This is a genomic window from Streptomyces sp. NPDC016845 (genome assembly GCF_044332585.1).
GTDB lineage: Bacteria > Actinomycetota > Actinomycetes > Streptomycetales > Streptomycetaceae > Streptomyces.
On sequence record NZ_JBIRPI010000008.1, the window covers coordinates 93,305 to 106,529 of the forward strand.

Below are 13,225 nucleotides of genomic sequence, written 5' to 3' on the forward strand. Positions count from 1 at the left end.
TGTGGCGGGTCCTCGCATGGGGCAGCGGAACGAGACTGCCCCTCAACCGTCATCGCATCCCTGCTGTGGCGGCCGGCCCCTCCGCGAACACCGGCCCCGCACGTGCCCCTCATGCTTGCTCGGCGACTGCGGCACCCTGTCCGGGCACCCTCCACAACGGGATCGGGGGCGGTGCCCATCACGCCCCGGTCATCCAGCCGGGCCGCATCGCCGGACTCACCCTGCATGTCAGCGGTCCCGTACTCGGACGACAGGACGAGTGGGGTCGGTGTGAGGTGCGGCTGTCAGGGAGGAGCCGCCCCGACCATGGCGGCCAAGGCCACAAAAGATGGCCGCACGTCAGGCGACCGCCCCAGGTGGACCCGGCCTGTCCCACCGAACCGAGAGCAGATCAAGGATGACGTACACAAGATGCTGGGACCCAACGCAGATGCACTGGGCCGCCATTTCCGGTCACGGCACTGTGTACGGGCCGGTCCGGTGGAGTTCCAGGGTTGCGGCGAGGCGGATGACGGCGGTGTGCCAGTGGGAAGTGGTGAGGGCCGGGCCCTGGGTGCGGAGGGTGGTCGTCACAGCGGAGACCTTGTCCGCGGTGGTGTGGAAGCCGGTTCGGTGCAGGAGGGCGGCTGCTGATCCGAGCGTGTCGTGGTCGGTGGCAGTCAGGTTCTTCAGGCCGTGGTGGGCGACCTCGGCGAGGGCTGCGAGGGCCTGTTCCAGGGCGGTGGTGAGGGGGTCGTCCGGGGGGCGCGGGGCGACGGGGAGGGCGGTGTCGCCGTCGCCCGGGGCGAGGTCGGGGACGAGGACGCCGCGGGAGGTGCGGACGGCGAGAGGGGCGAGGAGGACCCTGCCCCGGTCATGGCGGAGGGAACCGCTGATCCGGTCGGCGGTGCCGGAGGCGAGGGCGTCGGCCAGGGCGTCCAGGGTGCCGGGGCAGTGGGGGCTGTGCGCGGTGCTCAGCAGGGCCTCGTTGCCGGCCGGGTCGAGAAGGACGGCTTCGAGGCGCTGTGCGGCCGGGTCGTACCGCACGGGTCCGGCCTCCGCGACGGCGAGGACGCGCATGGACTCGGCCTCCACCCGAGGGCGGACGAGGCGGGGAGGGAGGGTACCGGGGGCGGGGAACTGTGCGGCGAGGTCGGTGACCAGCAGCCCGGGCGGCAGGTCGTCCCAGGCGGTGCCGACCGGGGTGACGGACGTGGTGGCGATCCGGCCGCGGGAGATCTCCACGGCGCGGCCGGCTGTGCGGGAGGTGGCCTCGCTGACCACGTTGGCGGCGGCAAGGGTGCGCAGGTTCGTACCGAGGATCCTGCGGGAGCCGAGGTCGTGGCCGGTGGGTGCCTGACCGTCGGGCAGCTCCCAGCGTTTGTGCAGAACGAGGACGATACCGGCATCGGGGTGGGCGAAGAAGACGTCGGCGGTGCGGTCGCGTGCGGAGCCGTCGACGTGGCAGCCGAGGGCGACGAGGCGGACTCGGCGCAAGGCCGTGCGGGCCGTCTCGGCAGTGCCGAGGACGGCTGCGGGGTCGGTGGGGGCGGCGCGGTGGCGGGCGTGGAGTTCGGCGAGGAGCAGGGCGTGGGTCTCACGGTCGTGGCGGGCGCCGCGGACGGCGTACTCGGCGAGCTGGTGGCGTATCCCCTCGAGGGCCGCGGCGGGCCAGTGACGGCCGGCGGCCGTCAGGGCTGCGCCGGCACGGCGGAGGGTTCCGTCCAGGACGCGGCCGGCCTGGGGGACGCCTTCGACGAGGAGTTCGTCGACGAGGTCCATGGCTGCGCGGTGGGCGCTGTCGCCGTTGCCCGGGGTCGTTTCCTTTCCTCCGACGGTGACTCGGTCGCCGCCCTCGGTGTCGGCGGCTCGGAAGGCCCAGACGGCAAGTACGACCGTCGCGCCGCGCAGCGGCTCGGCGGCGTCGGTGACGGCGAAGCCGGGGCGTCGGGGCACGGGGAAACGGACGGTGCAGGCGGGGAGTTCGACGGCGGGAACGGGGTCGGCGGGGGTGGGGCGGTGGAGGACGGCCCGGTAGCCGCGGTCGTGGATGCGACGGGCTGCGGTGAGGGCGGGACGGCCGAAGGCCTCGGCGAGGGCGGTGTCGTCGATGCTTCCGGGTGACCAGTCGGTGAAAGGCGGCGGGGTGTCCGATGCGGTCGCGGTGCGCTGGTAGGCGAGGACGAGGCCGATGCGGTGGCGGCAGAGTCCGTGGGCCTCGCAGCTGCAGCGGGCGTCCTGCAGGGTGGCGCCGGGCGGCAGCCGGGTCTCGGTGCCGTCAGGAAAGCAGCCGTGCACGGTGTGGTCATCGGTGACGTCCAGGTCGGGGCCTGCTCCGGCGTCGAGGTCCTTGGCGGCGCGTTTGACCAGGCCGCGGTTGGCGAGGGCGGCGAGGGTGTCGGGGGTGAGGGCGAGCAGGTCGGTGCGGGTCATGCCGTTCGTCCTCCGTGGGCCATTCTCTCGGCGACGAATTCGGCCAGGTGGCCGGGGGTCATGGCACCGATGTGCGCGCCGGCCTCGGCGAGGCGGCCGGCCAGGTCGCGGTCGTAGGAGGGGGCGGCCTCCTCGTCGAGGGCGGCGAGGCCGAGGACGGTGACGCCCTGTCCGGCCAGGTCGCGCACGGTGCGGGTCAGCCGGTGGGCGTCGCCGCCCTCGTAGAAGTCGGTGATCAGGGCGACGATCGTGCGGCGCGGGTTGTCGACGAGGCCGGCGGAGTAGTCGACGGCGCGGGCTATGTCGGTGCCACCGCCGAGCTGGACCTTCATCAGGAGTTCGACGGGGTCGGTGACGTCGGAGGTGAGGTCGACGACCTGCGTGTCGAAAGCGACCAAGTGGGTGCGCAGTCCGGGCAGGCCCCACAGGCAGGCAGCGGTGACGGCGGAGTGGATCACGGATCCGGCCATGGAGCCGGACTGGTCGACGAGGAGGATCAGCTGCCACTTCTCGAGGTGGCGGCGGGTGCGGGAGTGGAAGTGCGGCTGCTCGATGAGGATGCGGCGGTCCTCGGGCCGGTAGTGGGCGAGGTTGGCGCGGATCGTGGCCCTGAAGTCGAAGTTCCGGGCGAGGGGGGTTCGGCTGGGGCGGCGGGAGCGGGCTCCGCTGAGGGCGCGCCGGATCTCCGTCCTCAGCCGCTCGGTCAGGTCGCGCACGACGGCTTCAACGATGCGCCGGGCGGCGGCCAGAACCTGCGGGTTCATCAGGTGTTTGGTGCGCAGCACGGCTCGCAGCAGGCTGGTGCTGGGTTGCACGCGGAGAAGAACGTCGGGGTCGGTGACGATCTCGTCGATGCCGTAGGTCTCCACGGCGTCGCGTTCGAGGCGCTCGACCGTCTCCCGGGGGAAGAGACGGTGGATGTCGTCGAGCCAGTCGACGACGGCGAGCGTGGAGGGGCCGTCGCCGCCCTCCCGGTCGTGGGCGGTGCCGCGGCGTTCACCACGGCGGGCGAGGTCGTCGTCGCGGCCGTAGAGCCACTGGAGGGCGGTGTCGCGGGCGGCGTCCGGGCCGTCGAGGCCGCCGGTGCGGCGTTCGGCGGGGGCGCCGAGGATCAGCCGCCAGCGTTCCAGTCCTGCGCGGGGGTCGTCGGGGGTCATCGGGGTGCTCCGAGAGCGTGCCGGTCGAGCAGGAGGTCGGTGTGTTCCTCGAGGGCGGCGGCACGGGCGAGGAGCAGCGGGTCGGCGGTGGTGCGCAGCAGGGTGCGGGCGGAGCCGTGCAGGTTCCGGCGGTCGAGGAGGAGTTGTGCGACGCGTTCGCGTTCACGGGGCGGGAAGAAGGCGAAGGCCTGACGCAGGGCGGGCAGGGCGTGGAGGAAGACGTCGTCGGTCATGGTGGTGACGACGCCGTCCAGGGTGTCGAGCAGGGACTGTTCGCCCTTCGGGACGGGCCGCAGGACTTCTTCGCGGGCGAGGGCGAGCAGGCCGGCCAGCCAGTCGCCGAGGACAGCGGGGTCGGCCGCGGCGGCGAACGCTTCGGCCTCGCCGGCTGGTTCGGCCAGGGCTCCGAGGGCGCAGCGCAGGCCGAGGGCGGCGCCGCGCAGGTCGGCGGGGGCGTGCCGGTCGCGGGCGATGCGGGCGGCGGTCGCGGCGGCGGTTTCCGGGGTGAGAGTAAGGGCGGGTGCGGCGTGGAGGAGGGCGTCGCGGGCGGCGGTCAGGGCGCGCAGGCGGGGGACGTCGACGCGGGGCGGGCCGCTGTGGAGGTTCTCTACGAGGTGGAAGAGCCGGTCGACGGCGTGGTCGAGGACGGTGCCGAGCAGCGGGTCACGGGCGGTACCGAAGACGCGGTCATGGCGCCAGAGGCCCAGGACCACGGCGAGGGCCCGCCCGAGGGGGCCGGGGTCGCCGGTGGTACGGATCCGGTGGGGGAGGCTGTCCAGGAGGTCGCGGGAGAGGGTTCCGGCTCCGCAGAGGACGGCGTCGAAAAGGAGGGCGGCGGTGGTCCCGGCGTCGGCGGCTGTACTGGTGTCGCGGAGGCGGCGGGCGAGGAGGGCTGCGGCGGCCTCGTCGGGTCGGGCTCCGTAGGCGCCGGCCTCGGTCAGTGCGGCGTCGCGGCCGGTGCGGGGGCAGGGTTCCCAGGTTTCGTGGTCGCGGGGGTCGGCTCCGTGGTCGGGGCCGGTGAGGCGGGTGTGGCCGGGGATGCCGAGGATGCGCAGCTGGTGGAGGAAGCGGCTGCGTTCGAGCCCTCGGGGGTTGGCGAGCTCGAGGTCGAGAGTGCGGTCGCCGTCAAGGCCGAGGCGGATCTCCTCGGCAGTCACGTGGTCGACCAGGGGTGGCAGCGGGGTGTCGGGATGGAGGCGGCCGGTGCGGTCGCCGGTGCAGGCGACGACCGTTTCGACGACGGCGGGGTGGGCGCCGGGCCTCAGGGGGCCGTCGGTGTTCCAGGGGAGCGGCTGGTCGAGGTCGTCAGTGATCAGTGCGGCGGCGAGGCCGTCCAGGACGTCGACGCGGGCGGGGCGGGGGTGTCCGCGGAGGGCGGCGAGGCCTTCGGTGAGGGTCTGGGCGGAGATCAGGGCGGCGGTGGAGACGGGGAGGCGGGCGCGGAGCCGTTCCACGACGGTGCGACGGAGGGTTTTCGCGGCCGCGTCGGGGCCTTCGTCCCACAGGTGCTGGTAGTAACCGGGGGACGGCATGCCGGACTGGTAGCCGGCGAAGGCGTCCATCTGGCGGAAGGAGTAGGGCACCAGGAAGCTGCCGCCCGCGGCCCCGTCGGGCGGGACGGGCACCGGGGGCCATGCGGCGGGTTCCGCGTCCGGAGACGTGCCAGGGGCGGCGGTGAGGGCGCGCAGGGCGGGCTGGTGGAAGCCGCCGGTCACCACCAGGACCGGCCGGCCGCCGGCGTGTGCGACTGCGGCACGGACCCAGGAGGCCATGTGCTGCTCGCGGGCGCGGTCCCCGTCGTCGGCCTCGGTGTCACCACGTACCAGGGCGAAGTAGGCGTCCAGGCGGTCCTGCAGGCCGTCCGGATCGGCGATCTCGAAGACGCGGTCCCACAGGGCGTCCACGGTGTCGACCCGGTAACGGGCGCGGAGCCGTTCGGTGGCGCGGCTGTAACGGGTCTCGGCGTCGGCGTAGCGGTTGGCTGCGCCGTCGGGCCGGTCGGTGAAGGCGGGGTGCCAGGCGGGCAGGTCGATGAACCGGACCTCGGCGCCCGCGGTACGGCCCTCGGTGAGTGCCACCCATTCCGGGGAGTACGCGCACAGCGGGGCCCAGGAGGTGGCAACCCGTTCGGTGTCGCGGTAGTGGCTGAAGACGGCGATGGGCAGTTCGTGTCCGAGGAGCAGTTCACCGATCCGGTCGTTCATGTCGGCGGGGCCCTCGACCAGGACGTATGCCGGACGCAGTTCGCGGATCGTGCGGCGGACGAGGCCGGCGCAGGCCGGTGAGTGGTGGCGCACCCCCAGGAAGGTGACGCGGGCGGTGCTCACCGTTGGTCCAGCAGGTGCCGGGCCTCGTGGAGGGCCTGCCACTGGGGGCCTCGGCGCAGGCGGGCCTGCTGTTCGAGGAAGCGGCGCAGGTGGGCGAGGTCCTCGGGGCTGTCCTTGGCGGCGGTGCCGACGAGACAGGAGACGATGTCGGCGGCGTTGCCGGCCTCGCCGCGCAGGAACCAGCCGCGCAGGCCGACGGCGTGGGCCGTGGAGACGGCTTCGGCGGTGCTCATCGCTGCGGAGGGCCGGTCGCCCCGGCCGGGTTCGCCGCGCAGTTCGCGGAAGGTACCGACCAGTACCTCGAGGACGTCCCGGTCGGGTGCCCGCTCGACTCCGGACTCGCGGAGCAGGGCGGTGGACTCGGCTTCGACGAGGGCGAGTTCGGTGTCGAGGTCGGGTATCGGGAAGACGGTCTCGAAGTTGAAACGGCGTTTGAGTGCGGCGCTCATCTCATTGACGCCGCGGTCGCGGGTGTTGGCGGTGGCGATGACGTTGAAGCCCTGGCGGGCGAAGACCATGCCGTCGTCGCCGTCGAGTTCGGGGACGGCGACGACGCGTTCGGAGAGCAGGGAGAGCAGGCAGTCCTGGACCTCGAGGGGGCAGCGGGTGATCTCCTCGAAGCGGGCGATGCGTCCCTCGGCCATGCCGCGGAGCATGGGGGCGGGCACCAGGGAGCGGCGGGAGGGGCCTTCGGAGACCAGCAGGGCATAGTTCCAGGAGTACTTGATCTGGTCCTCGGTGGTGGCCGCGCCGCCCTGCACAGTGAGCGTGGAGGTGCCGCTGACGGCTGCCGCGATGAGCTCGGAGAGCAGCGACTTGGCAGTGCCGGGTTCGCCGACGAGCATCAGCCCCCGGTTGGTGGCCAGGGTCACCAGGGCCCGTTCGACGAGCGAGGGGCTGCCGACGAACTTGCGGCTGATGCCGGCGTCGGGGTCTCCGACCACGAAGCGGAGGGCGGCACGGAGGCTGAGCTGCCAGCCGGGCGGCCGCGGGTCGGTGTCCGCAGCACGCAGTTCGGCGAGTTCATCGGCGTGGCGCACTTCTGCGGGCGGGCGCTGCAGGCGGGGCGGGTGCGGGTCGCTCACTGTGGTCATGGCAAAGCTCACTTGGCGGTGATGTCGGTCAGGTCGGCGAGAATCTCGGAGGCGATGACGGGGTCGATCCCGCCGAGGCGGTGCGGGTACGTGTGGCTGCGCCAGTAGTCACCGGGGGCGGTGTCGATCCATATGGTCTCGAGGGTCTGGTCGGGAAACTCGTCGACCATGCCGACGGCGATGCCCTCGTCGAGGGCGATGACGAGGTGGCGGTCGCGGGCGATGGGGCGGGAGAACCAGCGTTCCACGCCGTTGTCCTCGGGCGTGCCACGTTCCCAGCCGCGCTTGGTGAGGCCGAGCAGTTTGCCGACGGGGACGGTGACGCCCTCGAAGCGGGTCAGCCGGTGGCCGGTGACCTCCGCGTCGGTGAAGGCGTGCACGGGGCGCCCGAGCTGGGGGAAGGGCTGGAGGATCTCGTAGTCGGCGAAGAGGTCGGCCCAGGCCTCGAGTTCGTCTCCCAGGTGGAGGGGGTGGGCGAGGCGCACGGTGGCGTCGGCGGGGAGGGCCCATGCGTCGTCGTGGACGTCGGCGAGGGTGAGGTCCTCGGCGACACGGAACGCGGTCACCATGCCGTCGCCGTCGCCGAGCCAGACCAGGCGACGCACCAAGTGGCACAGAAGGGGGTGCTCGACGAGCAGTTCGCGGAACTCGGCGGCGGTCCAGGAGCGGCCGGTGACCATGGCGGCCTCCAGGCGGCGCAGCTGGTCGGAGGCAATGGTTCGGACCTCCTTCTTGAGGGCGGCGAACCGCTTGCGCTCGGCGGGGGCGAGTTCCGGGTCGTCCTTGACGCCCGGGGCGGGCAGGGCCTTGCGGAGCTTGCCGGTCTCGTCGCGGACACAGGGGCGGAGCTGTTCGTCGAAGGTGACGGTGAAGCGGCGCGGGCCGTAGTCGATGACGGTGCTGCCGTCGTCGGCGAGGCCGAGGTCGGGGACCAGCCGGTCGGCGAGCTGGTCGGCGGTGAGGCCGAGTCCTTCGGCGACCTCGTCGATCTTCTCCCGGGCTCGCTTCTTGAGGGCCTTGAACGGCACACGCTGGGAGATGCCGTGCAGATGGCGCAGGGCGGTGTCGGTGCCGATCGCAGCGAGGACGGTGAGGCCCTCGACGGCCCGGTGGTGGGCGTTCTCACCGGGCCAGGCACGCACGAGGGGGGTGAGACGGCGGACGGTCTCGTCGTCGCCGAGGGAGCCGAGGGCGTGGAGGGCCCAGCTGTCCTTGGCCGGCATGCCGTGGAACCGCCACGTCTCGAAGAGGGCCCAGCCGAACTCGGCGAGGGAGCCGGCGTCGCAGTGCTCGGTGACGGTGGCGAGGCCGGGGTAGACGTCACCGGGCTTGGAGATCTGCAGCATGGTCGTCACGTGGCGGACGGCGTCGGCGGGCAGGGCGCCGCGGCCGCCGGTGAGCTGGATCTGCGGGAACAGGGCGGGGTCGGCCCAGGTGCAGGGGGACGGCATCCTCGCCGGGAGGGCGGCCTCCAGCGGATCGCCGGCGAGGAGGTCGGCGACGATCTCCTCGGCCTCGGCGCCGCAGCCGGCGGCGATCTCCCGCACGGCCTCGGCGCCCACCTCTGCGGCGAGTTGCCGCAGGGCGTGTTCGGCGTGGGTGCGGGGCGTGCCCGCCGGGCCGACGGCGTCGGGAAAGAGGAAGGCGGCCGCGGCCCGGCCGTGGCGGCGGAGCCAGGCGACAACCGTGGGCCTCAGCGACTGGCGACGCACCAGCCACTCGGCCATCTGCCGGGCCACCTCGACGCTGCGGTAGGGCAGCAGCAGGCCACAGGCGGTGGCCGGGTAGCGGGCGGCGAGCCGGCTCAGCATCGGCAGGGCGTGCAGGCCGTGGCGGGCGGCGACGGGCCTGAGGTGGCTCTCGGTGTCCCAGACGCGCTCGGGGGCGAAGGCGTCGAGCAGTGGGCGTACGACGTCCTCGCGGCCGGTGACGAAGAGGCGGGCGGCGTGGATGTTGCCCCGCCACGTCCCCTGCTGCATCTGCTGGATCTCGCGGGACCAGTCGTGCTCGCGCCACCAGGGGGTTTCGGCGACGACGGTGGCCGCCCAGGCCTCCTGCTCCCCGGGCTTCCAGGCCACCTCGGCCTGCGGCGCCCCGGGGACGTCGCGGGCCACGCGGGCCTTGCGACCGGTGCGTTTCCGGGTCCACGGCGGGGCGACCAGCAGGGCGGGGAGCGCCTCCGCAGGCGCTTCCGCGTCCCGTTCGCCCCGCTTCAGCAGCGGGGCGACGACGGCTGCGGATGCCTCGGGCAGGACGGGCAACGTCTCCTTCGTGAGCTCCGGGTGGGTCACCACGTGCAGGGGCAGCAGCATCCGGGCCAGGGGCGCGTGTTCGCTGTCCCCCGCCGCGGCGGCGGAGAGCAGCCGCAGGGCCCGCCGCGGGTAGCGGTTCATGGCGTCGAGCAGGGCGGGGCGGACATTGCGGTCGCCGCTCTTCTTCAGCAGCAGGCGGAAGGCGTCGTCGGTGGGCAGTTCGGCGGCCCAGCCCGCGACGTCCCGGTGTCCGTCGGATCCGTAGGCTCCGTCGAACGCGTCCTCCAGCAGGGACCCGACGGCGGGACCGATCCGGTTCGCGAGGGTGGCGAGCAGTTGAAGGTTCCAGCCGTTCCAGCCGAGTCGTGCTCCTTCGCCGATGCGGGCGATCTGCTCCGGCCGGTACAGGGAGAGAAGGAGCATGCGCCGCAGGCCGAAGTCGTTCGGTATCGGGCCGTCGCAGCACTCGTCGACCCAGGCATGCTCCTCGGGTACCAGGTAGGAGACCACGATGCGGCGCTCGGCGCTGTCCCGGAGGTTGGCGAGGGCCTCGACGGTCCGCCGTCGCGTCTCCTCGTCGGCCGCCGCGAGCAGGTCCCGGACACGGGCGGCGGTCTCCCACACGTAGTAGGTCTGGTAACCGGTCGCTCTCCGCAATGCCGCGTCGTACCGTCGGGAACCCGCCTGCATGTAATGGGGGTTGACGCCTCCCAGTTTCACGACGGCACGGGCGGCGAACGGCAGGCCGTGCTCGGTCACGCAGGCGTCGACGAGCACGTCCACCATCGTGTAGTGCCAGCCAACGGCGATCTCCACGGCGGCTCCGAGCGGAGAGGGACTGCCCTCCCGGTGGGCCCGGCCCTCCTTCACCAGCTCCGGGTCGCTGCCGGAGGAGGAGAACATCTCCTCGAACCAGGCCGCCTCCTGCGCGTAGCGGCGAGCGGCCTTCTCCACCGCGTCCTCGGTCGGCTTCGCGGCGGCCCGGAGCACGGGCAGGGCCCGCAGCCAGGCGGCGGGCATCTCGAACCGGTCCTCGTCGGCAATTCCCTGGTGCATCGCGCTGTTCCTCCCCGTCACCCGTTGCACGGGGACCTCCTGAGCAGTTACCGATCACGTTAGACCTCGGCACTGACAACGGTCGGGCCCGTGCACGCCCGGGCGGCGGCACATCCGCATCGCAGGATCCCCTGCCCCTCACGACCAACTGCTCTGTGCTGCTCGCACTTTCGACCTGCATCAGGTGTACGGGGCACTGTCTGCCCGCAGATCGCCCCCCTGTACCGATCACTGCACCGACGAGGTGCTGTGCGACTTGGAAGGCCAACGGGGGGCTCCGGTATGGCTGTACGAGGCAGGTCCACGGGCCGACGAGCGACTGTCACTGCACCACTCAGACCTCGGCACTCAGACCTCGGCGCGACGACGCTCCGGCCGCCGCCGTGGAGGAAGCCGGCCCGTACGAACGGAGACGGGAGAACTCGACGCCTCCCAGCGGACAGGCGCGCATCACGCCGACGGAAGACAGGGACGCTGGTGGGCCGCCGATGCGTCTTCATCGGCAAGGCTGAAGCCTGCCGGCCAGGGGACGGGGCAGGGGCCGGAGTGATCCTTTGGTCGGGAAGTCCACGTGAGGGCGTGCGGCGCCTTGGTGGAGGTCACGGAGATCACCCGGCTTCTCATGACCACCCTCGGCCGCCGGTCCAGCCCCCGCCCGGCCTCCCCAGTCTCAGAGCGCGGAGGCCGGGCCTGGTTCGCTCGTCGGGTTTCACGGAACTACCCCAGGCACGACAACCGGACCTGACGGTTTGCATTGTCGCGATTTGTGTCGACCAGGCACACCGACTGCCACGTCCCCAGTTCCAGCGAGCCGCCGAGCACCGGCAGTGTCGCGTGCGGAGGTACGAACGCCGGGAGTACGTGGTCGCGGCCGTGGCCGGGGCTGCCGTGGCGGTGCTGCCAGCGGTCGTCGGCCGGGAGGAGGGTGTGCAGGGCGGCGAGGAGGTCGTCGTCGCTGCCGGCGCCTGTCTCGATGACGGCGATACCGGCCGTGGCGTGCGGAACGAAGATGTTGAGCAGGCCGTCGCGGCCCCGGGCGGCCTCGCGGAGGAAGGATTCGCAGTCACCGGTGAGGTCGACGACTCGTTCGTCGGAGCCGGTGGAGATGTTCAGGATGCGGGTCGTGAATGCGTCGGACATGGGGTCATTGTCGCTCCCGCAGCGCCGATGCGGCCGCAGCGCGTGAGTGAGGGGCGCGCCGCGCCCATGCGGGCCGGCCATGGCGTCCGCGTGTCAACGCCTCACGCGGGGGCGGCTGATGCTGAACGTCGTCAGGGGTGCAGGCTCCGCCTGGCAGCGACGCTGCGGCGATCACCTCGACCACGACCGGTGCTACGCCGGCAACGCCGGTCGGGCAGCAACGAATGCGGGCGCTGCACGGCGGCCGCGCGAGGGGCTCGAGATCGCGGCGAACCTGCGGCCCGGGGTCGGCCTGGTGCGCGACGGTGCCGGAACCGCCCTGGCGGCAGCCACGCAGAGGTTGCCGACCGGGTCGAGGAGCACCACGCGCTCGGCATCGGCCCCTTCGTCCTCTCCGGCTACGCCGCGCGTGGGCCGCTGCCCGTCGACGCGCCCCTCGGGCAGGGCGCCCCGCTCCTGGTCGCGGGCGGCGCTGAGCGGGGAGGAGCGACGGGAAGATCCCGCACCCCGGTCGAGTTGGTACAAGCGTGAACGAGATCGGGGCAGTCGGAGCCGGAGCGGGCAGAGCAGTCGGAGCGGGCGACGCCGTCGGCGGGGCGGGTGGCGCGGCCGGGGTGCTGCGGGGCGCGGACGCGCGGCCGGACGGTGCCGCCGCGCCCGTCGAGGCCAAGGTCGACGTCGTCGTCATCGGCGCCGGTCAGGCCGGTCTCTCCGCCGCCCACCACCTCCGCCGGGTCGGGTTCGAGCCGGAGCGGGACTTCGTCGTGCTCGACCACGCGCCCCGGCCCGGCGGCGCCTGGCAGTTCCGGTGGCCCTCACTCACGTACGGCAAGGTGCACGGTATGCACTCCCTGCCGGGCATGGAGCTGACCGGCGCCGACCCCGCGCGCCCCTCGTCGGAGGTCGTCGCCGCGTACTTCACCTCGTACGAGGACCGGTTCGACCTGCGTGTACGGCGGCCCGTCGAGGTGCGGCGGGTACGGGAAGGGGACGGCGGGCGGCTGCTCGTCGAGACCTCGGACGGGGTCTGGGCGACGCGTGCGCTGATCAACGCGACGGGGACCTGGGACAAGCCGTTCTGGCCGCGCTATCCCGGGCAGGAGACGTTCCGCGGGCGGCAGCTGCACACCGCTCAGTACCCGGGGCCCGAGGCGTTCGCGGGGCAGCGGGTCGTCGTGGTCGGCGGCGGCGCCTCCGGGACGCAGCACCTCATGGAGATCGCCCCGTACGCCGCCGCGACGACCTGGGTGACGCGGCGGCCGCCGGTCTTCCGCGCGGGCCCCTTCGACGAGGAGCGCGGGCGCGCGGCGGTGGCGATGGTCGAGGAACGGGTGCGGCAGGGGCTCACACCGTTGAGCGTCGTCTCGGTGACCGGCCTTCCGGTCAACGACGCGGTCCGGGAGGCCCGCGCGAACGGGGTCCTCGACCGCCTCCCCATGTTCGACCGGATCACGCCGACCGGTGTGGCCTGGGACGACGGGCGTACGGTCGAGGCCGATGCCATCCTGTGGGCCACCGGATTCCGGGCCGCCATCGACCATCTCGCACCGCTGAAGCTGCGCGAGCCCGGCGGCGGCATCCGGATGGAGGGCACACGGGCCGCTCTGGACCCGCGCGTGCATCTGGTCGGGTACGGGCCGTCGGCCAGCACGATCGGCGCGAACCGTGCGGGGCGCGCGGCGGTGCGGGACGTGCAGCGACTGTTGCGGACGGAGCCGGTGGAGTCGGCGGAGTCGGCGGAGTCGGAAGACGCGCCGACAGCGGCTTAGACGCCCGCGCTTCCGATC

At 73.2% G+C, this 13,225-nt stretch carries 7 protein-coding genes and 1 pseudogene; 2 read left to right on the top strand and 6 right to left on the bottom strand.

Going from position 1 to position 13,225, the window contains the following annotated elements; all coding sequences use genetic code 11:
- Nucleotides 1-453: 453 nt before the first annotated feature.
- The 6 genes from ACH4RC_RS21450 to ACH4RC_RS21475 all read right to left on the bottom strand — a co-directional run bounded on the left by ACH4RC_RS21450 (nucleotide 454) and on the right by ACH4RC_RS21475 (nucleotide 11,438).
- The gene (locus tag ACH4RC_RS21450; RefSeq protein WP_398203161.1) at nucleotides 454-2,412 is read right to left on the bottom strand and encodes a hypothetical protein; all 1,959 of its coding nucleotides are present in this window, start codon (nucleotides 2,410-2,412) and stop codon (nucleotides 454-456) included.
- The gene (locus tag ACH4RC_RS21455) at nucleotides 2,409-3,569 is read right to left on the bottom strand and encodes a VWA domain-containing protein (RefSeq protein ID WP_398203164.1); all 1,161 of its coding nucleotides are present in this window, start codon (nucleotides 3,567-3,569) and stop codon (nucleotides 2,409-2,411) included. Before ACH4RC_RS21455 ends, ACH4RC_RS21450 begins: the two co-directional genes overlap by 4 nt.
- A complete protein-coding gene (locus ACH4RC_RS21460) occupies nucleotides 3,566-5,896 on the bottom strand; it encodes a DUF5682 family protein (RefSeq protein ID WP_398203165.1) in 2,331 nt (776 codons plus the stop codon). Before ACH4RC_RS21460 ends, ACH4RC_RS21455 begins: the two co-directional genes overlap by 4 nt.
- The gene (locus tag ACH4RC_RS21465; protein WP_398203167.1) at nucleotides 5,893-6,990 is read right to left on the bottom strand and encodes an AAA family ATPase; all 1,098 of its coding nucleotides are present in this window, start codon (nucleotides 6,988-6,990) and stop codon (nucleotides 5,893-5,895) included. Before ACH4RC_RS21465 ends, ACH4RC_RS21460 begins: the two co-directional genes overlap by 4 nt.
- 8 nt (nucleotides 6,991-6,998) lie before the next feature.
- Nucleotides 6,999-10,298, bottom strand: coding sequence for a DUF4132 domain-containing protein (locus ACH4RC_RS21470; RefSeq protein ID WP_398203169.1), 3,300 nt, complete (start codon nucleotides 10,296-10,298; stop codon nucleotides 6,999-7,001).
- 717 nt (nucleotides 10,299-11,015) lie between these two features.
- Nucleotides 11,016-11,438, bottom strand: a complete 423-nt coding sequence (locus ACH4RC_RS21475; protein ID WP_398203171.1) for a YjbQ family protein — start codon at nucleotides 11,436-11,438, stop codon at nucleotides 11,016-11,018.
- Between the two features lie 158 nt (nucleotides 11,439-11,596).
- Between ACH4RC_RS21475 and ACH4RC_RS21480 the strand changes: the two are divergent.
- Both ACH4RC_RS21480 and ACH4RC_RS21485 read left to right on the top strand, forming a co-directional pair.
- Nucleotides 11,597-11,969 (top strand): annotated as a pseudogene (locus tag ACH4RC_RS21480) (hypothetical protein); the annotation flags it as partial.
- 86 nt (nucleotides 11,970-12,055) lie between these two features.
- Complete coding sequence (locus ACH4RC_RS21485; protein ID WP_398203582.1) at nucleotides 12,056-13,207, top strand: NAD(P)-binding domain-containing protein; 1,152 nt, start codon at nucleotides 12,056-12,058, stop codon at nucleotides 13,205-13,207.
- Nucleotides 13,208-13,225: the final 18 nt, after the last annotated feature.

Coding starts and splice junctions, on each gene's coding strand:
- ACH4RC_RS21450 (WP_398203161.1), bottom strand. CDS start 2,412: ATGACCCGCACCGACCTGCTCGCCCTCACCCCCGACACCCTCGCCGCC.
- ACH4RC_RS21465 (WP_398203167.1), bottom strand. CDS start 6,990: ATGACCACAGTGAGCGACCCGCACCCGCCCCGCCTGCAGCGCCCGCCC.
- ACH4RC_RS21455 (WP_398203164.1), bottom strand. CDS start 3,569: ATGACCCCCGACGACCCCCGCGCAGGACTGGAACGCTGGCGGCTGATC.
- ACH4RC_RS21470 (WP_398203169.1), bottom strand. CDS start 10,298: ATGCACCAGGGAATTGCCGACGAGGACCGGTTCGAGATGCCCGCCGCC.
- ACH4RC_RS21475 (WP_398203171.1), bottom strand. CDS start 11,438: ATGTCCGACGCATTCACGACCCGCATCCTGAACATCTCCACCGGCTCC.